The sequence below is a fragment of the Pseudomonas resinovorans NBRC 106553 genome, assembly GCF_000412695.1.
GTDB classification, from domain to species: domain Bacteria; phylum Pseudomonadota; class Gammaproteobacteria; order Pseudomonadales; family Pseudomonadaceae; genus Metapseudomonas; species Metapseudomonas resinovorans_A.
In genome coordinates this window covers 3,275,141-3,296,620 of sequence record NC_021499.1, presented here as the reverse complement: position 1 = coordinate 3,296,620, position 21,480 = coordinate 3,275,141, and the positions used below count along the sequence as shown (strand labels likewise).

The 21,480-nt window shown below is 66.8% G+C and carries 14 protein-coding genes; 4 read left to right on the top strand and 10 right to left on the bottom strand.

Translation table 11 applies throughout. The features are described 5' to 3' along the window. Positions 1 to 435: 435 nt before the first annotated feature. The 3 genes from PCA10_RS14870 to PCA10_RS14860 form a co-directional block, all read right to left on the bottom strand. Entirely contained in the window at positions 436 to 1,536 is a 1,101-nt protein-coding gene (locus PCA10_RS14870) for an LLM class flavin-dependent oxidoreductase (protein ID WP_016492881.1), read from the bottom strand. Positions 1,537 to 1,608: 72 nt separating this feature from the next. After that, positions 1,609 to 2,817 carry an LLM class flavin-dependent oxidoreductase gene (locus PCA10_RS14865; protein WP_016492880.1) on the bottom strand — a complete coding sequence of 403 codons (1,209 nt, stop codon included), beginning with the start codon at positions 2,815 to 2,817 and terminating at the stop codon, positions 1,609 to 1,611. A 63-nt stretch (positions 2,818 to 2,880) separates the two neighbouring features. Continuing rightward, entirely contained in the window at positions 2,881 to 3,954 is a 1,074-nt protein-coding gene (locus PCA10_RS14860) for an ABC transporter substrate-binding protein (protein ID WP_016492879.1), read from the bottom strand. Between the two features lie 319 nt (positions 3,955 to 4,273). Here PCA10_RS14860 and PCA10_RS14855 point away from each other — a divergent pair, with 319 nt between their 5' ends. Continuing rightward, entirely contained in the window at positions 4,274 to 5,329 is a 1,056-nt protein-coding gene (locus PCA10_RS14855; RefSeq protein ID WP_016492878.1) for a sigma-54 interaction domain-containing protein, read from the top strand. Between the two features lie 73 nt (positions 5,330 to 5,402). Here the strand turns inward: PCA10_RS14855 and PCA10_RS14850 are convergent, their stop codons facing one another. Continuing rightward, the gene (locus PCA10_RS14850) at positions 5,403 to 7,100 is read right to left on the bottom strand and encodes a response regulator (protein ID WP_016492877.1); all 1,698 of its coding nucleotides are present in this window, start codon (positions 7,098 to 7,100) and stop codon (positions 5,403 to 5,405) included. 158 nt (positions 7,101 to 7,258) lie between these two features. Here PCA10_RS14850 and PCA10_RS30810 point away from each other — a divergent pair, with 158 nt between their 5' ends. Further along, the gene (locus PCA10_RS30810; protein ID WP_016492876.1) at positions 7,259 to 12,094 is read left to right on the top strand and encodes an outer membrane autotransporter barrel domain-containing protein; all 4,836 of its coding nucleotides are present in this window, start codon (positions 7,259 to 7,261) and stop codon (positions 12,092 to 12,094) included. A 54-nt stretch (positions 12,095 to 12,148) separates the two neighbouring features. Here the strand turns inward: PCA10_RS30810 and PCA10_RS14840 are convergent, their stop codons facing one another. After that, positions 12,149 to 12,490, bottom strand: coding sequence for a BRO-N domain-containing protein (locus PCA10_RS14840; protein ID WP_016492875.1), 342 nt, complete (start codon positions 12,488 to 12,490; stop codon positions 12,149 to 12,151). 664 nt (positions 12,491 to 13,154) lie between these two features. Between PCA10_RS14840 and PCA10_RS14835 the strand changes: the two genes are divergently transcribed. After that, a complete protein-coding gene (locus tag PCA10_RS14835; protein ID WP_041770280.1) occupies positions 13,155 to 14,018 on the top strand; it encodes an MBL fold metallo-hydrolase in 864 nt (287 codons plus the stop codon). A gap of 136 nt (positions 14,019 to 14,154) precedes the next feature. On the opposite strand, the gene PCA10_RS14830 is transcribed toward PCA10_RS14835, so the two are convergent. The 5 genes from PCA10_RS14830 to PCA10_RS14810 all read right to left on the bottom strand — a co-directional run bounded on the left by PCA10_RS14830 (position 14,155) and on the right by PCA10_RS14810 (position 20,020). Then, the gene (locus tag PCA10_RS14830) at positions 14,155 to 14,595 is read right to left on the bottom strand and encodes an acyl-CoA thioesterase (RefSeq protein WP_016492873.1); all 441 of its coding nucleotides are present in this window, start codon (positions 14,593 to 14,595) and stop codon (positions 14,155 to 14,157) included. A gap of 210 nt (positions 14,596 to 14,805) precedes the next feature. Beyond that, positions 14,806 to 16,173: a DUF1329 domain-containing protein gene (locus tag PCA10_RS14825; protein WP_016492872.1), complete on the bottom strand. Its 1,368-nt coding sequence runs from the start codon at positions 16,171 to 16,173 to the stop codon at positions 14,806 to 14,808. 20 nt (positions 16,174 to 16,193) lie between these two features. Next, entirely contained in the window at positions 16,194 to 17,978 is a 1,785-nt protein-coding gene (locus PCA10_RS14820) for a DUF1302 domain-containing protein (RefSeq protein ID WP_016492871.1), read from the bottom strand. Positions 17,979 to 18,050: 72 nt separating this feature from the next. Next, positions 18,051 to 18,422: a c-type cytochrome gene (locus tag PCA10_RS14815; RefSeq protein WP_016492870.1), complete on the bottom strand. Its 372-nt coding sequence runs from the start codon at positions 18,420 to 18,422 to the stop codon at positions 18,051 to 18,053. 149 nt (positions 18,423 to 18,571) lie between these two features. Beyond that, the gene (locus PCA10_RS14810; RefSeq protein ID WP_016492869.1) at positions 18,572 to 20,020 is read right to left on the bottom strand and encodes an arylsulfatase; all 1,449 of its coding nucleotides are present in this window, start codon (positions 20,018 to 20,020) and stop codon (positions 18,572 to 18,574) included. A gap of 299 nt (positions 20,021 to 20,319) precedes the next feature. Between PCA10_RS14810 and qhpR the strand changes: the two genes are divergently transcribed. Then, positions 20,320 to 21,327 carry an AraC-like transcriptional regulator QhpR gene (qhpR, locus tag PCA10_RS14805; RefSeq protein WP_016492868.1) on the top strand — a complete coding sequence of 336 codons (1,008 nt, stop codon included), beginning with the start codon at positions 20,320 to 20,322 and terminating at the stop codon, positions 21,325 to 21,327. Positions 21,328 to 21,480: the final 153 nt, after the last annotated feature.

Genomic DNA, 21,480 nt, shown 5'->3' with positions numbered 1-21,480 from the left:
ATCTCACGGTGCCGTGGTCGAGGTGCGCACAGCGCACCCTACGCAGTACCTCCATAGGATGGGTTGAGCTTGCGATACCCATCGCTCCTACGCATAACCACCAACGCACGTAGCACGCGAGAGGCATGGGTAGGGTGCGCCGTGCGCACCGGGGTTTTCGGCGCCGTGGTCGCGGTGCGCGCAGCGCACCCTACGCTTAACCACCAACGCAGGTAGCACGCGAAAGGCATGGGTAGGGTGCGCCGTGCGCACCGGGGCTTTCGGTGCCGTGGTCGCGGTGCGCACAGCGCACCCTACGCATAACCACCAACGCACGTAGCACGCGAGAGGCATGGGTAGGGTGCGCTGTGCGCACCGGGGTTTTCGGTGCTGTGGTCGCGGTGCGCACAGCGCACCCTAAGCAGTATCTCCGTAGAATGAATTCGCCCCCACAGATCAGCCTGCCACCCTGGCCCTTCGCTGCAACTCCCGGCGGCGGGCTTCGGCGCGTACCGCCGGGATGATCCAGCGGCCGTAGTCCACGGCGTCGTAGTAGGGGTCGTAGCCACGGTTGAGGAAGGTGCTGACGCCCAGTTCCACGTAGTCGAGCAAGGCCTCCGCCACCGTTTCCGGAGTGCCCACCAGCGCCGTCGTGTCGCCGTAGGCGCCCACTGCCGTGGCCGTGGGCATCCACAGTGCGCGGTCGTGGCGATCGCCGGCGGCGGCCGCCGCCAGCAGGCGTTCGGAGCCGGTGCCCTTGATGCGTTTGCGCCACGGGCTGCCTTCGGCGAACTGGGGGTTGGCCTGGATCTGCGCGAGGATATCCCTGGCGCGCTGCCACGCCTGTTCCTCGGTTCGGCCCAGGATCAGCCGTACCGACAGGCTCACGCGCGGCGCCTCCACCCCGGCATCGCGGGCCGCCGCCTTGAGCTTGCCGATCTGCTCGGCCACACCGGCCAGCGGCTCGCCCCAGAGCGCGTACAGCTCGGCATGTTTCACCGCGATCCGGTAGGCGATGTCGGACGAACCGCCGAAGGAAATCGGGATGTGCGGTTTGTGCAGCGGCTTCACCGGCGAGAACGCGCCCTTGATCTGGAAATAGCGGCCCTCGAAGTCGAAGGGCTCTTCCGCCGTCCAGGTGCGGCGGACGATCTCCAGGTATTCGTCCGTGCGCTTGTAGCGCTCGGTCTTGTCCAGCAGCGGGTCGCCTTCCTGGGGTTCGGCGGTGATGCCGGTGATGGCGTGCAGGCGCAGGCGCCCGCCGCCGCTGATGTGGTCGAGGGTGGCGAAGGCACGGGCGGCGACCGTGGGCGCGGTCAGGGCCGGACGGTGGGCGATCATCAGGCCCAGGCGCTCGGTGTGGGCGGCCACGTAGGCGGCCAGTTGCAGGCTGTCGGCGCTGCCCGGCCCGCTGGCGATCAGCACGCGGTCGAAACCGGCGTGCTCATGGGCGCGGGCGTGCTGGCGGAGAAACTCCAGGTCGAAGTCTCCCGTGCGCGGGCCATGGGTCTCGGACCATTGCCGCGGGAAAACCATACCGACGAACTCGATGGACATCGTTCGCTCCTTGAAATGGGCAAAGGGCAGGGGGATCGCGAGTGGCCCGGTCGAGGCGCCGCTCGCGTGGCTTCAGGCGCCAGCGGGGCCGTTGACGGCGCGCAGCTCGGGCAGGCTGTCCTGGCTGCGGGCCAGCTCGGCGCGCTCGCTACGGAAGTGCGGCAGGATGTGCTCGCCCAGGCGATAAGCCTCTTCCAGGTGCGGGTAGCCGGCCAGGAAGAACAGGTCGATGCCCGCCGCGTTGTACTCGCGGATGCGCGCCACTACGTTCTCGTAGCTGCCCACCAGGGCGCAGCCCGGCGGAATCCCGATGTAGCCGAAGCCGGCCCAGACGTTGGGGTAGATGAAGAATTCCTCGAAGCCCTGGGTCTCGTTCTTCTGTGCGTAGCCCTGCTCGTAGCTCAGCTTGCGTGCGGTGCGCAGCCCGGCGTGGGCGGCCACGGCCTTGACCGCGCCCTTGGCGATGCCTTCATCGAAGAATCGCTTGGCCTCGGCGCGTGCCGCCTCCTCGGTTTCACGGGTGATGACGTCGATGGACATGCCGAAGCGGATGTCGGTGCGGCCGTATTTGAGCGCGCGCTCGCGGACATCGCTGATCAGGGCGCGGACTTCGTCCGGGTGCTCGGCGCGCATCAGGTAGTAGTCGGCGTGCTTGGCGGCGAATTCACGGGCCGGGATCGACGAGCCGGCGGTGCAGATCAGCGGCAGCTCGGCCTTCTTCAGCGGGCCGCGCAGGCCGCCGCCCTCGGCGCGGTAGTACTTGCCCTCGTAGTGGAAGTTCTCGTTGTGCCAGTAGCCCTTGACCACGTCGAGGAACTCGATGGCGCGCTCGTAGCGCTCGTCGTGGCCGCTGAAGTCGCCGACCTGGCGCTGGATGGCGTCGGACCCGCCGTTGATGATGTTCCACACCAGGCGATTGCCGCTGGCGCGCTGGTAGGTGGCGGCCTGCTGCACGGCTACCCAGGGGGTGTAGTGGTAGGGCTGGAAGGCGGTGACGAACTTGAGGGTGCGGGTTTCCCGCGCCAGCAATGAGCAGACCGTCCAGGGCTCCTCGCCGCTGGGCGCGTTGACCATCAGGGCGCCGCCGAAGCCGTTGATTTCGGCCGCGCGGGCGATCTGGCCCAGGTAGTCGATGTAGGTGAAGTGGTCGCCCACGCGGAAGTTGGAAACGGCTCCGGTGCTGTGCTCGCCTCGGTTCCAGTCGCCACGGTTGCGCGGGTCGCCCGGCAGGTACTGGGTTTCGCCGTGCAACGGCAGGCGGGTGAAGAATTCAATGCTCATGGGGGCCTCGTCGGGAAGCGATCGTCTGGGTCGGTATGGGTTTGCGCCAGCAGGGGCGGCCCCTCAGTGGCTCGCGGTGACCTGGTTGTTCAGTGAAGGCCAGTAGTTCTCGAGCTTGAGGTCGAGGATCGCCTGGTTGGTGAACCCCGTGGCGAAGGACTGGGTGATGTCGAAGTCCTTGCGGATCAGCTTGTTGTCCAGGGCGTAGCGGGTCAGCGCGCGGTAGTGGGCGTTGAGCTGCGCGTCGCTCTTGGGCGCCCAGCGATCCTTCCAGGACACCGGGTCGTCCTGGTCGTCGCGGCGCAGCACGCTTTCCGGCGTGCCGGCGCGGGAGGAGAGCTGGTAGTAGGCGTCGCGGTTCTCGTCCTGGGAAATCCACCAGGCCGCCTTGACCCAGGCGGTGGCCAGCAGCTGGGTGATGTCTGGATGCTTCTGGATGAAGTCGTCGGTACCCCAGAGATCGGAGATCAGGCGCCAGCTGTTGTCGCCCTGCTTGGTGGACCAGATGATCCGGCCCACGCCCTTGTCTTCCAGCAGGTAGGACTCGCTGAGCAGCACGGCCGCATCCACCTTGCCGGCGGAAACCGCCGCGGCGCCGACCTGCGGGTTGAGGTTGGCGACCTTGAAGTCGCCGAGCTTGAGGCCCTCGCTCGCCAGGTAGTTGCTGAAGGCGAATTCCCAGGGGCGTCCGCGATGCAGCGCCAGGCGCTTGCCCTTGAGTTCCTCGATGCTCTGCACCTTGGAGGTGGCCGGCACCACCAGGTAGACGTTGTTGCCGCTGCCGCCGGGAACCACCAGCTTGCCCGGCACGCCACCGGCGCCACCGATGACCGAGGGCAGGTCGCCGCGCACGGCGAAGTCGATGCTGTTGTTGGTGAAGCCCTCGTTGATCTGCGGGCCGGCGCCGGCGTGGGGCAGGGCGATCCAGTCGAGCTTCACGCCACGGGTGGCGAGTTCCCGCTCCAGCCAGCCTTCCTCGATCACCCGTCCCGGGATGCCGCCGAACACCGGCTTGCCACCCTGGGTGTAGGCAACGATGGCGATCTTCACCGAGGCCGGTGCCTCGGCTGCGAGGGCCTGGCCGACGGCGAAGAGTGCGGCGAGCGCCGCCAAGCCTGTGCGCCATGGATTTTTCATGGGAGTTCTCCTTTCCAGTTCCTGCCAGTTGGTCCGGCATTTGCGGAGGAAAGGAGCGAAATGCATGCCAGGGAATCCCCAGGCACCCTGCAGCCCAGGAACGCCGGCCTCTCCAGGCCGACGCGAGGTGTCAGGAAGGGTGCTTGGTCTGTGCTGGGTTTCCAGCAGCGGTGCTGCAGGGCTGCTGCCGGTTCAGCAATCCTTGATGATGCAGGTGTTTATATTTCTTATAGGAATTAATAAATTAATATTGATTCCTTAATTATCTAAAAGGCTTGATGCAAGATGCCCGGGCGCATCAGGACGCAAGGAATTCGAGATGTCACTGCTCACTCACCCCAATGCCCGCGAGCTGACCAAGTCGGTCCGCGCGACCGTGCTGGTTTTCAAGGACCCGCGCTCCCAGGAGCTGCTCAGCCGGATCGAGCGAGTAGCGCCCAGTGAGGCCAATGCGCTGATCATCGGCGAGACCGGCACCGGCAAGGAGCTGGTCGCCCGGCATATCCACCACCTCAGCCGCCGCAGCAAGGAACCCTTCGTGGCGGTCAACTGCGGCGCCTTCGCCGAGACCCTGGTGGAAAGCGAACTGTTCGGCCACGAGAAGGGCGCGTTCACCGGCGCCACCAGCAGCAAGGCCGGTTGGTTCGAGGCCGCCAATGGCGGCACGCTGTTCCTCGATGAAATCGGCGACCTGCCGCTGTCCATGCAGGTGAAACTGCTGCGCGTGCTGCAGGAGCGCGAAGTGGTGCGCCTGGGCTCGCGTACGCCGATCCCCATCAATGTGCGGCTGGTGGCGGCCACCAACGTCAACCTGGCCGATGCCGTGGTGGCCGGGCACTTCCGCGAGGACCTGTTCTACCGCCTGCACGTGGCGACCCTGCGCCTGCCGCCGCTGCGCGAACGGCCGGGGGACATCCTGCCGCTTGCCGAATTCTTCATCCAGGAGCACTGCCAGCGCCTGGGCTACAACCGCGCCAGCCTGACCTCGGACGCCGAGCGTGCGCTGCTGGCCCACAGTTGGCCGGGCAACATCCGCGAGCTGGAGAACGCCATCCACCACGCACTGCTGGTGTGCCGCAACGAGCAGGTACAGCCCGGCGACCTGCACCTGCTGGACATGCGCCCCCAGGTCCCGCGCCACGAGGAACGCCTTGCAGGACCGACAGCCAGCGTGACGGGGCCCGCAGCCCTCGATGCGGTGCTCAACGAGCTGTTCGAGAAGAACCTGCCGGACCTCTACGAGTACATCGAGGAAACCATCTTCCGTTCCGCCTACCGGTTCTGCCACGGCAACCAGCTGCAGACAGGCCGGCTGCTGGGCATCAGCCGCAACATCGTGAGGGCGAGGCTGGAGAAGATCGGCGAGTTGGGTTGAGCGACCCAACTGCTGAGCCGGGCCAGTTCGGCCGGGCGTTCGTCCGTGGGGGAATGGGGAGTTGCCGGGTGGCTCAGGGGTCCAGCGCCACCGGCAGGTTCAGTTCCACCTTCAGGGTCCTGGCGTCGCCGGTGCCTTCGATCCGGCTTTGCGCCTCGAAGCCGGCCAGCAACTGCTGGACGTGGGCATGGGCCCAGGCCGCTTCCGGTGCGGCGCTGCCGTCCTCGGCCACGGGCCATGGGGTGAGCTCGATGGACAGGCGCAGCAAACCCCGCAGATGGGGCCGGCAGGTGAAGCCCAGCAGCACCCGCGCAGGCGCCTGGGCGAGCATCACGTACTCCAGCAACCCCTCCAGCAGGCGCCGGTAACGCGTGGCGTCGATCCAGGCGCGAGGCAGCGCCTGCAACGCCGAGCCCAGCTCCAGCTCGAAGCCTTTGGCCACAAGCGTCGTGCGCAGCGAGGCGAGTATTCCGCCGGTCAGGGGGCCCAGGTCATGGGCCTCGCCATGGGCGGCAAGGGCCTGGCCATCCAGCGCAAGCATTTCGTCGATGCGGGCCAGCGTGCGGGCCAGTTCATCGAGCAACGTCTGCCCCTGACTCGATTGCTGCGTGGCCAGGAGACAGTGGCGCAACTCCTCCAGTTGTTCGCGCAACCTGTGGTTCACCGTTGCCAGCAACTGGCTTTTCAACTGGCTGCGGTGACGCGCCTCCAGGCTCTCGTGGCGCAGTTCCGCCAGCATGTTGTCCCGTTCGACGAGGCTGCGCAGGCCTCCCACCATCGCCACCACCTCGCCCGCCTGGTTGTGGTACGGCACGCACCAGGCATAGAGCGCACCGGGCGCATCGAGTCGTTCGGCGGACAGTTCGCGCATGAAGGGCTCGCCTCGGCGGACCGCCTCCCGGTAGCGCTCCACCACCGTCTGTCGACGATCGGCTGACAACCAGTGTGCGTCCTCTATGCGAGTGCCGCGCACGTCCTCGAAGCGCAGTCCCGTGCGCTCCAGGTAGGCGCGGTTGCACAGCAGCAGGCGGCTTTCGGTGTCGCGCACGAACATCGGATTGGATGAGGTGTCCAGCAGGGCATGCAGCAGCTCCAGCTCCTTCATCGTCTCGGGGTTCGCCGAGGTCGGAAGGTCGCCGGGCGCCTCGCCTATCACCAGCCCCGAGGTCCGCGCCACGGCGATCAGCTGGAAGTCGCTGCTGACGCCGAGCTTCTGGTGCAAGCGGAACTTGTAGGTGCTGACGGTCTTGTAGCTGAGGTTCAACTGCAGGGAGATGTCCTTGTTCGACAGGCCCTGGCAGAGCATCTGCAGCACCGTCAGCTCGCGGGCTGAAAGGCGCTCCAGTTCGCTTTCCGCGCCGGTGCCGGCGCCTGCCTCGGTGTGCACGGCTTGCTGCGGGAAGTAGGTGCGCCCCCGGACAACCGCCGCCAGCGCCTTCTCCAGCTCGCTGGCTGGCTCCTGCTTGCCGACGAAGGCGTCGGCGCCGGCTTGCAGGGCGCGGCCGGCGTAGACCTCGCTTTCCTGGGCGCTGAACACCAGCAGGCGGATCTGCGGTGCGCTGCCGCGCAGCCTGCGCAGGACATCCAGCCCACCGAGGCGGGGAATCACCAGTTCGAGGATGACGATATCCGGGTGCAGTTCGCGGCATAGCGAGAGGGCGTCCTGGCCGTTGTCGGTTTCCCCGGCCACCTCATGGCCACAGCGCGCCACCAGCGCGCGCAGGCCGTCGCGAACGATCGGCAGGCTGTCCACCAAGAGCACCCTGGCCATGCCCCTCTCCCGTCTGTCCCTATCGGCATCCAGCGTAGACCAGGGGCGGTTTTGCGAGTGACTCCTACAAGCGGATCAAAGCAGCTCCGACAGTCGACAGGCACGCCCTTGCGGAGACTTGGCTCATCACTTTCAGAGCCTTTCCGGAGGCCGCCATCATGAAAACCGAGCAATGCGTGCTGTCGCAGTTCCGCCGTAACCGCCTGGCGCGGGCCACGAGCCTGATCCTGGCGGGCATCTTCAGCCTTCGCGGCGTGGAGGTGGAGGCGGACAGCGCTGTCGCCGAATCAACGGTCGTCCCCCTTAACCAGCCCTCCGAAGCCGGCGTGACCCTGGAGCGCGACTACCTGGAAATCGCCCTCGCGGCGGCCCATGAGGCCCCCGTGGTGTTCGCCAGCCGCACGCTGCTTGGCGCGCCGCCCCCCATCAACGTGCTGGTCAATGGCGCCGCCGGCCTCTCGGCGGCCGGTAGCTACGCCGGCACCACGATCAGGCTGGGTGCCGCCAACACCACCGGCGTACGGGCCGACGCGGGCATCAGCGTCGACCTCGACGGTGGACGGGTGGAAAGCAGTGCGGTGAATGCCACCCAGGCCAAGGGCCAGATCGGCCTGCACGCCCGCGATGGCGGCCAGATCAACACCACCGGTACTGCACTGGTGCTGGACCCGCGCACCGCAGCCGGTGCGGTGTTCACCGCCAGCGACATGACTGGGGTAAGGGTGGAGTCAGGTGGCAAGGTGGTCCTCGACGAGAGCAGCGTACTGCTGGGCGGTGGTGCCAAGGGCAACAACAACCGCGGCGCGGTGGTCGGCGGCGAAGGTTCTTCGTTGCAGATGCGTGGCGGCTCGGTGAGCACCAGTTCCCTGGGCTCGACCGGGATCACCCTGACCGACGGCGCCAGCGCGCAATTGAGCGATGGCACGGCCGTCAGCACCACTGGTGCGCGCAGCACCACCACGGGCGCCAGCCATGGCATCAGCGTTAGCGGCAATGGCAGCCGGCTGGCTGCCGACGGTATCCAGGTCAGCACCGCCGGCGCGTCGGCCTATGGCGTGCGGGTGGATCAGGGCGGCAGCGCGCAGGTGTCCACCAGCAACCTGGACACCGCCGGCACCTACGGCCACGGCGTAATGGCCGACGGGGCCCAGGTGGACCTGAAAGGCGTGGACATCAGCACCGCCGGCAAGGGCGCGGTGGGCGCATGGGCGCGCAACGGCGCCACGGTCACGCTGGAAGGTGGTGCGGTACAGACCAGTGGTGCGGGGGTTTCCTCTGCCGCCCCCCTGGATGACGAGAAATCCCTGAGCCTGAGTCATGGCCTGCTGGCCACCGGGCAAGGCAGCGCCATCGATGCCAAGGGGGCCGATGTCCTGGTGGGCGGTGCGAGCGCCAGTGCTGCGCGGGCCGAGGAGGGTGGCCGGATCGACCTGGCCGCCAGCCGGCTCGAAGTCACCAGCGGCGCCAGCAGCACCGCCACCACCGCCGCACTGCACGCCCTGGACGGCGGCAAGATCGTCGCCAGCGACTCCAGCATCAGCAGCACCGGCACCAATGTCGGCGGCTTGCGCGCCGAGGGCGCCGGCAGCCAGGTCCAGTTGAGCGGTAGCGAGGTGCAGGTGACCGGCAGCGGCAATGTGCTCAACCCGGCCTCGGCGGCCCGCGCCATGGGCGGCGGCGAACTGCTGATCGAGAACTCCAGCCTCTCGGGCAAGGGCACTTACAGCCATGGCGTAGCCGTAGAAGGCGCCGGCTCCCACGCCAGCGTCAGTGGCAGCGATATCCGGGTGGAAGGGCCGCGCTCGATGGGCGTTCACGTCAAGGACGGCGCTGCGGCCGAGGTCGAGAACAGCAATATCCTCGCCACCACGGCGGGCCCGGTGGGCCCCTGGGCACCGGGCGTGCAGGTGGAAGGCGCGGGTTCCAGCCTGGCCCTGCGTGACAGCGCCGTGCACACCACCCAGGGCAGCAGCCTGGGCGTGCGGGTGATGGATGGCGCCGAGGCAACGGTAGACCGGGGTTCGGTCACCACCGAGGGCAACTACTCCACCGGCATCGCCGCGGCCAATGCCAACCTGACCGTCAACCAGGTGGAGGTGACCACCCACGGCAACGACAACGCCATGGGCATCATCGCCGAGATCGGCGCCACCGTGACCGTCAACGGCGGCTCCGTGCTCACCACCGGCGACGGCTCGCCGGTCAGCAGCAACCTGACCTTCCCCCACGGCCTGGCCGCACGTAACCCCGGCGCGCTGCTGATCGCCAACGGCACCAGCGTGGTGACCCAGGGCTCCCAGGCCTACGGTGCCGCCGTGGACGACGGCGGCAGAATGATCCTCGACAACCTCTCGGTACGCACCGAGGGCCAGTATTCCAATGGCCTGTACGCCGGCATCGGCTCCGCCAAGCCGGGCAATGTGAGCCTGCAGGCGAGCAATGTCACGGTGCAGACCCTGGGCGATCACGCCACCGGCGCCCTGGTGAGCCGCCAGTACAAGGACGAGACCGCGACCCTGCAGCTGGACAACGTCAGCCTGAGCACCCAGGGCGTGCAATCCCACGGCCTGCGGGCCGAGTCCGGCGCCGAGCTGACGGCCCGCGATGCCACCGTCTCCACCGCCGGGTTGGGTGCCTTGGGTGCGCTGGCCAATAACACCGCCAGCGTCGACCTGGAGCGGGTGGTGGTCAGCACCAGCGGTGACGCCGGCCACGGGGCGGTGGCCAAGAACGGCGGCGTGCTCAAAGGTACCGACGCGATCTTCCACGCCACCGGCGACCAGGCCGCGGCGCTCTATGTACAGGGCACCGATGACCGGCCGGGCAAGGTGGATCTGTCCCGCGCCAACCTGGGTAACCGTGACGGCGCCACCATCGCCACCGCCGGCGTTGCCGATATCAGCCTCATCCAGAGCGTGGTAGGCGGCAGCGGCCAGTGGTTGAACGTGGACAGCTCGGTAGCCAGCGACGGTACCCAGCTGCCGGACCTGGGCACTGGCCAGTGGCAGGGCGTGGGGCAGACCTTCGATAGCGAAGGCCGGGCCACCCTCTCCCTGGGCGGCTCCGTGGTCACCGGCTCGGCGAAGACCGCTGCCGGCAGCACTTCCGCCGTGACCCTGCACGACACCAGCATCTGGCGGCTCACCGGCGACTCCAACCTCACCAGCCTGGTGAACGACGCCAGCCTGATCGACTTCAGCGCCCCCATCGCCGGCCAGCACAAGACCCTGACGGTGCATGACTACAACGGCGTCAACGGCACCGTGGCGCTCAACACCTACCTGTACACCGACGATTCGCCCTCGGACCGCATCCTGGTGGACGGCGGTCGCGCCACGGGCGAAACCAACCTGCAAATTCGCAATGCCGGTGGCCCCGGCGCCCTGACCACCGGCAACGGCATCATGGTGGTGGACGCGCAGAACGGCGGCACCACCGATGCGCAGGCCTTCCGTCTGCTCAGCCGGGTGGTCGCGGGCCCCTACGAGTACCACCTGTATCGGGCGAGCCTGGATGACAGCAATGGCGAGGCCTGGTACCTGCGCTCCACTCAGGACCCGGTCGATCCAGTTGATCCAGTCGATCCAGTTGATCCAGTCGATCCAGTTGATCCGGTCGATCCAGTTGATCCAGTTGATCCAGTTGATCCAGTCGATCCGGTTGACCCGGTCAAGCCAGTCGATCCGGTCGATCCCGTCAAGCCGGTGGACCCAGTCAAACCGGTCGACCCGGTGAAACCAGTGGACCCCGTCAAACCAGTCGATCCTGTGAAACCGGTCGATCCAGTGAAACCAGTCGATCCGGTGAAACCGGTTGATCCAGTCAAACCGGTCGATCCAGTCAAACCAGTTGACCCGGTCAAACCAGTTGACCCGGTCAAGCCGGTAGACCCAGTCAAACCAGTTGACCCGGTCAAACCGGTTGACCCCGACAAACCGACTGACCCGGACAAGCCGGTACAGCCCAGCAAGCCGACGCAACCCAGCAAGGCACCCCAGGTGCCCGTGTACCGCCCGGAAACCTCCCTCTACAGCGCCATCCCCAGCATGGCCCTGCACTACAGCCGTGCCCTGCTGGACACCCTGCACGAGCGGGTAGGGGAGGAACGCCGCCTGGCCACCGACCCGCTGCCCGCCGAAGAGGTGGATACCTACGGCCCGTCCCTGGGCTGGGGCCGGCTGATCTACCGCAAGGGCAGCGACTCCCTGGCCAGCGGCGCGGACTACGACTACCGCATCCAGGCCTTCCAGGTGGGCACCGACCTCTACCGCAACGACGATATCGACGGCAGCACCGACCAGGCTGGCCTGTCCCTGCAGATTGGTCGCATTGGCGGCAACGTCGAGCACACCAACGGCGTTACCGCCGGCGACGACCAACTGCGCTCCTACGGCATTGGCGGCTACTGGACCCACTTCGGGCCCGAGGGCTGGTACCTGGACGGCGTACTGCAGTTCAACCGCTTCGACATCAAGGCCCGGCCCAACGGCATGGATGCCATGAAGACCCGTGGCCATGGCGTGACCGCCTCCCTGGAAGCCGGCTATCCGTTCAAGGTGAACAAGGACAAGACCCTGCAGATCGAGCCCCAGGCCCAGCTGATCGCCACCCGCCTGAGCATCAAGGACGCCCATGACGACGCCGCCGAGGTGCGCTTCGAGGATGTCGACTCCCTGACCGGGCGCCTGGGCGTGCGCATCGACAAGGACTGGTTCCGCGAGGACGACAACGGCAAGGTCCACCGCACCAATGGCTGGCTCCGCCCCAGCGTCTGGCACGAGTTCAAGGGCAAGGCGAAAACCGAGTTCTCCTCGGCCGACGGCTACATCCCCTTCGGCACCGACATGAGCGGCACCTGGGGCGAGATGAACCTGGGCGTGGACTACCAGATGAACGACCGCACCACCGTCACCGGCTCGCTGGGCTACCAGAAGGCCTTCGACGGCGATGGCCGCAGCTATGAGGGGATCATCGGGATCAAGGTCAAGTTCTAGGCGGCAAGAAAAACCGGCGGCCCGGGCACGCAAGCCCGGGCCGCCGTTTTCGTCTCAGGCCGCTTGGCCCATGCCGCGCAGGTCGGCCACCACCTCGTGGGTGAGCCACTGCCTGAGGTTGCGGTTTTCCGGGTGGTAGAACTGCACGCTCAGCAGGTGGTAGACGCCGGACTCGCTCAGCAGCAGCTCCTCGGCGAACTGGCCATTGGCGTCGCGCAGCTGTTCCCGCCGGCTCTGGTCCGCATCGAGCATGGAGGGGAGGCGGGCGCTGAAGTGGCAGCTGAGCAGGCGCGACAGGTCCTGGGCGCTGAACCAGGCTTCATGGCCGATCAGCAGGGCGCGCAACTGGCGGTGGTGACGCAGGTAGGTGCGGGGGATGTAGCAGGTGTTGTTCATCGCGGGTCCATCCATTTCGAGAGTGGGGAACCCGCCACCGGTAACTTCCAGATCTTGGGTGGCGGACCGTGCGAGGGTGGAAAACCGGCAACATCGACCCGGCCGGGCATAAGCCCGCCTCGCACGATCCGCCATAGACAGCCAAGGCAGGGCCTTGCTATGGCGAGGTGCACGTTCGACGTTGTCCGGGTTTCCACACCCAGGTCATGACCGAAGCCACGACGGAGCGGATGCTGCCCAACCCCCTTGTAGGACGGCAATGCGGTTACCGGGTAGGCAAGGTCCGATGCTGGCACACCGAAACGAGCTCGCCGCCCCATGTGGCACGGCCGGCTTGATGTAGGAGCGAATTCATTCGCGAAGGGCCGCAGGCCCGTTGCCCCAACCCGCGCCGGCCCCCCAAACCACAACCGCCCCCCAGCCCGCGCCGACCCCCCCAAACCACAACCGAATTCCGGCCCCATCGATCTCGGTCAGGTGACAGGCGGTTGAGGCTGCGTTGTTGGGTTTCGCTGCGCTCTGCGGAGCGCCGCCCGACCCAACCTACCGTCGCCACCCACCCCTCGTGGGTGGGTGAGAACGTACGGCGTCTGAATACGCTACCCCTGCCCATTGGGCTCCGTCGCACCGCATGCGACGGGGTAAGTTCAGAGAGGTGAATGTCGTGAACCGCAGTATTTCCACATTGGCAGGCAGAACTCGCAAGATCGACGGTGGCACGCTGTTCGGCAGCACACCCCGACGGGCCTGGATCGAGTGGATGCGCCCCAACCACGACAACCAGGTGGAAACGGCCAGCCGTGTGCTGCTGGTCCAGCAGGACGGCATGAACATCCTGGTCATGGCCGGCACCGACGCGCTCCTGGCGCCGCCACCGCGCACCTGTCGCTGCCAGCGCCATGCGGCGGGGCTGCTGGACAGCCTGGCCGAGCACGGCCTGGGGGAAGGGCAGATCCACGCCGTGGTGCTGACCCATCTGCATGCGGTGCTGCCCCAGGACGTGCAGGACGCGATCCACGAAGGCAACACCCCCCGACTGCTGTTCCCGACCGCACGCTACCTGACCGGTCGCCGCCATTGGCTGCGCGCCCGGCATCCCCATCCAAGGGACCGGGGGCTGTTCGTGCCGCAGATCATCCGCCAACTGGAAGGCAGCGGCCGGCTCAAGCTGCTCGACGAGCAGGGCAGCGAGCTGCTGGGTGCCGGCTGGCGCTTCCACGTCAGCGATGGCTACACCCCGGGCCAGTTGCTGCCGGAAATCGACATGCCCGGCGGCCCCATCGTCTTCGCCGGCGACCTGGTACCCGCCGTGCACTGGCTCAGGCTGGACCTGACCACGGCGCTCGATCGCAATCCGGAGAGCCTGATCGACGAAAAGGAACGGCTGCTGGATCACCTGGTGGCCAACGGCGGGCGGATGTTCCTGGCCCGCGACCCCGAGTTCGCCATGATCAAGGTCCTGCGCGACCGGCAGTCCCGCTACCAGGCCTTCGACCAGCACACCCAACTGCATCGGCAGGACAGTTGATGCGACGCCCGCTCACAGAGCGGGCGTTTTCATTTCCGGTAGGGTGCACTTTGGAGCCTTTGTAGGATGGGTTGAGCGTAGCGATACCCATGCGGACAGAGGTGATGGGTATGCCCGACCCATCCTACTTGGCTACTCAGGACGCGACCTGAATGCCTTCCAGCGCGGAGCGCAGATCTTCCGGCAGCGGCAGCGGGCGGCGCGTCTGGCGGTCCACGTAGACGTGCACGAAATGTCCCTGGGCCGAGGCGATGGCGTTGTCGTTGGCAAACAGGCCGACTTCGTAGCGCACGCTGGAAGTGCCCAGCCGCGACACCCGCAGGCCGGCACGCACCAGGTCGGGGAAGGCGATGGGGGAGAAGTAGCTGCAGCTGGTTTCCACCACCAGCCCCACGGTGGGGCTCCCGGCGAAGTCCAGCAGCTTGTTCTCCAGCAGCCAGGCGTTCACCACGGTATCGAACCAGCTGTAGTACACGACGTTGTTGACGTGGGCGTAGACGTCGTTGTCCATCCAGCGGGTGGTGATGTCGCGGAAGTAGCGGTAGCCCTCGCGGGTGTCGGCAACGGGTTTGCTCATGGTTCAGGCCTCCGCCTGGTTGTTGGCCCTGATCCGGGCGGATTGGCTTTTCTTCAGTGCGGATGCTGCCGCGTTCTTGGTCGGCAAGGCCCTCTCAAAAAGAGGGGGAAGGCAGGGGCAGGGTGGTTTCAATCGCCAAGCGGGTCGTAGACCCGCCGCAGAGCAACGAAGCCCAACGGGATGTCATCCCCCGTTGGGCTTGGCTAACCCTCAGCGCATCCCGTCGGTACGCAGGGCGGCCGGGGTGAAGGCGAAGTATTTCGCCTGCTCGCCGTAGCGGGTGGTGCTGGGCTCCTGGTTGCGCATGCCGAGCGCCAGGTAGCGGCCGGACACCAGGTCGTACAGGGTTTCCACCGCCAGGTAGGACGCCTGCTGCTTGTAGTTGTACAGCGCATGACCCTCTGCCACACGCCACAGCTGCCCGCGACCGTCATAGTGGTCGACTTCGGCGATCTGCCAGGTGTCTTCGTCGATGAACATGTGGCGCTTGGAATAGACATGGCGGCTGCCGGGCTTGAGCGTGCCGACCACCTCCCAGACCCGGTGCAGTTCGTAGCGGGTGTGGTCGGGGTTGATATGGCCGGCCTGGACGATGTCGTCGTACTTCAGCGTCGGCGATTCCAGCGCGTAGCTGTTGTAGGGGATGTACAGCTCCTTCTTGCCCACCAGCTGCCAGTCGTAGCGGTCCGGCGCGCCGTTGAACATGTCCAGGTTGTCGGCGGTGCGCAGGCCGTCGGCGGCGGTGCCCGGGCCGTCGTAGGCGACCTGGGGCGCTCGCCGCACACGGCGTTGGCCGGCGTTGTAGATCCAGGCCATGCGCGGATCGGTGACCTGGTTGAGGGTCTCGTGGGCGAGCACCACGGTACCGGCCAGGCGCGCCGGCGCGGTCACCCGCTGCTTGACCATGTAGAGCATGCTGCCCTGCTTGTCCGCCGGGAAATCGGCAACCTGCTCCGGGTATACCTGCTCTTCCTCGAAGCGTACCGGGGTGTAGGCGCCATTCACCTGCGGGGTGACCTGGATGTAGCTACGCCAGTAGTTGCCACCCACGTAGCGGGTAATGTGATTCCACAGCACTTCGACGCCATTCTTCGGGATCGGGAAGGCGTAGTAGCCGCTCTTGTCGAAGTTGGCCAGGCCGTTGCCGTCGTTGACCGGTTGAACTTGCAGTGCGCTCTTGCGGGCCGCCTCCTGGATGGCGGCGGGGACCGAGGCGGAGCGGTGGGTCAGGTAGACGGGGATGCGGTAGCTCTGCGGGTAGCGCTTGAACATGGCCATCTGGCCATCGGTCAGCTTGTCGCGGTACTGCTCGGCGTTGGCCGCGGTGATGACGAACAGCGGCTTTTCATTGGCGAACGGATTGCTCAGAAAACCGCTGGCCGCGGCCGTACCGGCGTCCTGGGGGAGACCGCCGGTCCAGGCGGGGATGCTGCCGTCGGCGTTGCCTTCCTGTTGCGCACCCAGGGGGGTGAGGGTGCTGCCCAACCGGGCCGCTTCGTCCGCCGAAACCGCCGCCATCACCTGGCCGGCCAGCAGGCCGAGGGCCAGGATGCAGCCTTTGTGAAGGGTTTTATTCATGCTTTTGCTCCCGGAAGTAGTCAGAAGTTCACGCCGAAACTCAGCGAGATGAAGTCGCGGTCGACATCGGTGTTGAAGTCGCCGCCGAAGTTGTTGGTGTACGCAAGGCTGGCGGTGTAGGTGTTGCGGTAGTCGGCGTCGAGCCCCAGCCCCACGGACTTGGCGCCCTCGTTGAACACCGGGCCGTAGCCGTCGACGTCGTGGGACCAGAACAGGTTCGGGACCAGGTTCACCCCGGCGAACACGTCGCTGTACCGCAAGTTGGTGAAGGCGCGATAACCCCAGGAGTTGGCGGTGTAGTAGCCGTGGCGGCCGCCCTGGGTGATGTCGCCGAACACCGAGTCGCGGCCGTAGCGCTGGGTCTCCAGAGACTCCAGGCCGCCGACGTGGGTAAGGCCCACCTCCACCGCCAGGCTCAGGGAGGTGGCGCCCAGCACCGGGTCGAACAGGTGCAGGAAGCTGGTCTGGGCCTGGGTGACCTCCTTGCGCTTCCAGCCCTGCAATACCTGGCCTTCCTCGGCGGCCACGGTGGGCTCGATGTCGGAGCCGGTCAGGGCGCGGAAGGTCGGGTTCAGCGCACCACCGAACAGGTCGGCGGTGTTGATGCTGATGGGCGCATTCGGCCGGTAGCTGATCTCGCCGCTCCAGGCGGTGCCGGTGGGCAGTTCGGTGGCGAAGCTGGCGCCGAACAGGTGGATGTCCTCGGGGTAGTCGAGGAAGTAGCTGGTATTGCCGGCGCCGGTGGCCAGGCCAAGGGCGAACTGCAGGTCCGGGTCGAGGGCGGCGAAGCCCGGGTCGTTGTTGATGAAATCGGTCACGCCGCTGGCGGTGCGCAGGCTGAAGCGCGGCGAGCGCGAGTGGTAGTTGAGGTAGTAGGCGCCGTACTCCACGCCGTCGCCCAGCCAGCGCAGGGCCATGCCGTACTGGCCGCTGTCGCGCGGGTCGTTGTTCTGTTCGCGGCGGATGATCACGCCTTCCGGGTCGCTGATGCCGAAGCCGAGGCCTGCGGCGGCGGCAATCGGCTCCAGTGGGGCCACGCCCGCCAGGCCGCCGTTAAGGTTGTCGTTGCAGCCCTTGGCTACCGGGTCCGCGCCGAAGAAGGTGCCGCAGTTGTCCAGGGCGTAGGGCTTCCATTCCAGTTGGTAGAACGCCTCGACGCTGAGGTTCTCGCCCAGGCCCTGGGCGACGTAGAACATGTTGACCGGGATCAGGCCTTCCTTGAGTTCCGAACCCGGGCGGCGCAGGGCGGCGACGTCCAGCGGGTTGATGGAGTTGATCGAGTTGCCGATGAACAGGCTTTCGCCCCAGCTCACCACCTGTTGGCCCAGGCGCGCGTCGCCGGGATTTCCGGCGATTTCGTAGCGCTGGGAAACGAAGGCGTCGAGGATTTGCGTGCCGGCGGAACGCGCCGACATTTCGCGGCCGTCGTCGCTGATCTGCTTGAACGGACGGTTCTCGTCCTTGAGCTCGAAGTCGTACCAGTACTTGCCACGCAGGAAGGCGCGGGTGTCGCCATAGCTCAGCTCCAGGTCATGCACGCCCTTGAAGATCTTCGAGAAGGTTTCGCCCTTCTTGAAGTTCAGGCGTCCGTCGTCGCCTGAGGACGAGAAGCCCGTGCCGCCGTTGGTGACGTCGATCAGGTGGGAGGCCGCATCGGAGGTTGCCCAACTGGCGCCGATGGACAGCGCCGAGTCGAACTGGCCCTGGATTTCTCCGACGTTGAAGGCGACGGCGAATGCCGGTTGCTGGATGGTTGCCGAAACGGCGGCTGCCAGAAGGCAGCGCTGAAGGTTGCGGATACGCACTGGATTGTCCTTGTTCTGATGGAGTCACGTATCGGGCGGAGTGGCCTCCGCCCCAATGGGCTGGCCGCGCGGTCAGCCCTGGCTCTGCAGGAAGCAGAGCACCGCCTTGCGCTCCTCGGCCTTGCGCAGGCCACCGAAGGCCATGGCGGTATCGGGGAACATCCGTGCCGGGGAGGTGAGCCAGGCGTCCAGAAGCTCCGGCGTCCAGTTGTCCTTGGCGGCGGCCAGGGCCGGCGAATAGGTGAAGCCCTTCACCGCGCCCATCGGTCGACCTACGACGCCGGCCAGGTGGGGACCTACGTGGTCGGCGTCGAGGGCGTGACAGGCGCTGCATTTGGTCTGGAAGACCTGTTGCCCCGCGCCCGGGTCGCAGTCGAGGGCAAAAGCGGAACGGCCGAGCAGGAGCGCAAGCACGCCGGTGGCGATGCGCAGAGGAGGGTTCATCTTGTTATTCCCCGGTTGGCTAAGGAGGGCCTACGGTGACAGCCGGGGGGCGACTGCGAATCGCTGGCCTACGCCATTGATTTGCCATTCGGTGCCAATCGGCGGGACGGGGATGACGGCCAGCGCGAAGGCACTGGCCGGCAGGGCAATCAGCGTGAGGCGGGGGTGTAGGGGTCCGGTGTGCCGGCCTCGATGGGTGGGTACTTCTCCAGGCTGGCCTTGAAACCCCCGACCACCTCCATGGTGGGTTTCAGTATCCAGGTGTTCCCGATCATCAGGTCGTGCTCTTCCCTCAGGTCGGTCAGCAGGTTGTAGAGGCGCGGGAAGGCCAGGGTCTGGGGTATGTCGTACATCTCATCCTGCTGGATGAAATGCAGCTTCCAGTTGCGCCATTTGACCGCGGTGAGACGGTCCGCAACGTAGGCGGGGAAGCCTTCGCGGTTCGAGTTGGCCTGCTGGCCGCTGAACAGCGCCATCTGGTCGACGCCATCCACGGCGCGGTCCTTGGGTACCTCGGCTCCGGCGGCGTGGGCCAGGGTGGTGTAGAGATCGACGATATGGACGATTTCGTTGCTCACCTTGCCCGCCGGGACATGGCCGGGCCAGCGCAGGATGAAGGGCGCGCGCAGGCCGGCTTCCATCGCCGTGAAGTAGGTGCCGCGCCAGGGGCCATTGGCGCCACGCCAGGGGTAGGTGGCTTCGCCGCCGTTGTCGCTGGCCAGGATCACCAGGGTGTTCTGCTCGACGCCGGCCGCTTTCAGGGCATCCAGCACCTGGCCCGCGCGATGGTCCATTTCCGCCAGGGAGTCCGCCCAGGAGCCGTTGCCGGTCTTGCCGGCGAACTCCGGGTTTGGCTGGGTCGGCATGTGCGGCAGGGAGAAGGGGATGTAGGCGAAGAACGGCTTGCCGGCGGCGGCGTTGCGCTTGATGAAGGCCGTGGCGCGTTCCGTCAGCTCCGCGTCCAGGGTGCGCTTGCTGGCCAGGTCGAGCTTCTTCACCTGGCTCGGCGCCTCGTCCTTCCTGGCTTCGTAGATGTATTGCGCCGGCACCAGGTTCTCGTTCCAGCCCTGCTTGCTGCCCATGGCCGGCGTGAGGTCGCTCGCCTGGTCACTGCCGGACCACATCACTTCGTCGTAGGTGCGGGGCACGCCGTACCACTCGTCGAACCCCTGGTGGGTGGGGAAGCGTGCCTCGCTGCTGCCCAGGTGCCACTTGCCCCATATTCCCGTGGCGTAGCCGCGGGCGGAAAGCAGTTCGGCGAGTGTCTGCTCCCAGAGCGTGAGGCCGTCCGGGGCGCCGGCACGGGGAACCCGGTAGGTGCCGGAGCGAATGGAGAAACGCCCGGTCAACAACGCCGAGCGCGAGGGGGTGCATTGGGCCTCGACGTTGAAGTTGGTCAGGCGGATGCCTTCCTCGGCGAGCCGGTCGATGCGTGGCGTCTCGGCGCCCCGGATAACGCCGCCGCCATAGCTGCCCAGCTCCCCGTAGGCGAGGTTGTCGTAGAGCATGATGACGATGTTCGGCGGAGCCGCCTGGCCGTAGGCCAGCGGCGCCGACAGGGTCGCCAGCAGCGCCAGCCGCGACAGGTGGATGTTCATGGATGTTCCTCCGATGCTGCCGGGTGGCTGAAGGGTCTGATGGCAGCGTGGTCTCGACCTTGGCAGAGGAGGGCACGCAAGGAATCGCCACGGGGCGCCAGCGACTTGTCATCCGACGCCAATCCGCGACCTCGCGCGGGGTGGTCGGCGCGTGGCCGGATGCGCTTGTTGTCGGCATATTCGCTGTCTGTTAGGGTCTCCTGCCTGCCGTGGCGGCAAGCCCCGCACGCTGCGCAATCCCTGCCCATCCGGCTGCGCCGATCAACAAGAAGAATCCGGGCCCAGGAGCCCTAGCCGTCATGTCCCGCCTGAAGCACACCGTCTACGCCGAGGCCCTGTTGCAGCATTACGCGGAGCTGTTCCGCCCTCACCTGGCTACGGTTGGCTTGAGCGAAGAGGTGCTGGTACGTCCCGACGCGAAAATCCCCCTGAGCCAGTACAACGCGTTGCTCGAGGCCGCCGCCGAAGGGGGGGATTCCTTCCTCGGCCTGCGCCTGGGGCTCGGCCTGCTGGGTGATCCGTTCAAGGGCAGCCTGATGGGCGGAATCGGTCATCTGACGCGCAGCGCCGCCGACGTGCGCACCATGCTCGAATGCGCCAGCCGCTACATAGTCGTGCACGCCCAGGCCAACGAAGTCTCCTGGCGATTGCATGGCGGCGCCCTGGAAATCACTTACCGGCTGACCGACCCCAGCGTGCTGCACCGCCGGCAGGATGCCGAGTTCGCCATCGGCATACTCTTCAAGCGCCTGCGTGAATACACCGGCGGGAAATACGCGCCGCTACGGGTTGAGTTCGAGCATCCGCAACCGGCGGACACCAGCCTGCACACCGACGTATTCCAGTGCCCGCTGAAGTTCGGCCAGCCGGCCAACCTCATCGCCTGGCCCGGCGCGATGCTCGACGAGCCGCTGGTCACGGCCGATCTCCGGCTGTTCCAGGCGCTGCTGCCCGGCCTGGAGGAAGAGCGCCGTCGACGGCTCGCCGATACCGACCTGACCACGCGCATAGGCCTGGTGATCGAGGCGAACCTGGCCGGCGGGCGAGTGGGCCTGGAGCAGGTGGCGAGCGAATTGCTCATGAGCAAGCGCACGCTACAGCGCCGCCTGCAGGAGCTGGACCTGGAATTCGCCGAGGTGGTGGAGGAGATTCGTCAGACCCTGGCCCTCGAGCTGGTGGGCCAGTCAACCCGCAGCCTCACCGAGATCGCCCAGCAGCTGGGCTACAACGAGGCCAGTTCGTTCACCCGTGCCTTCCGCCGCTGGACCGGCCTCAGCCCCCGCGAGTACCGCCAGCAAAAGGTGTAGGAGCGGGCGGGTCAGTTTGGTAGCCCGGATGAAATCCGGGGAAACCCAGCCTCCGCTCCCGGATTTCATCCGGGCTACGAAAGCGGCCCGGTGCTCGTGAAGGATCGTGCGCAGAGCCTTCGCGAGCAGAGCTTGCTCCTATGGCCTATACGG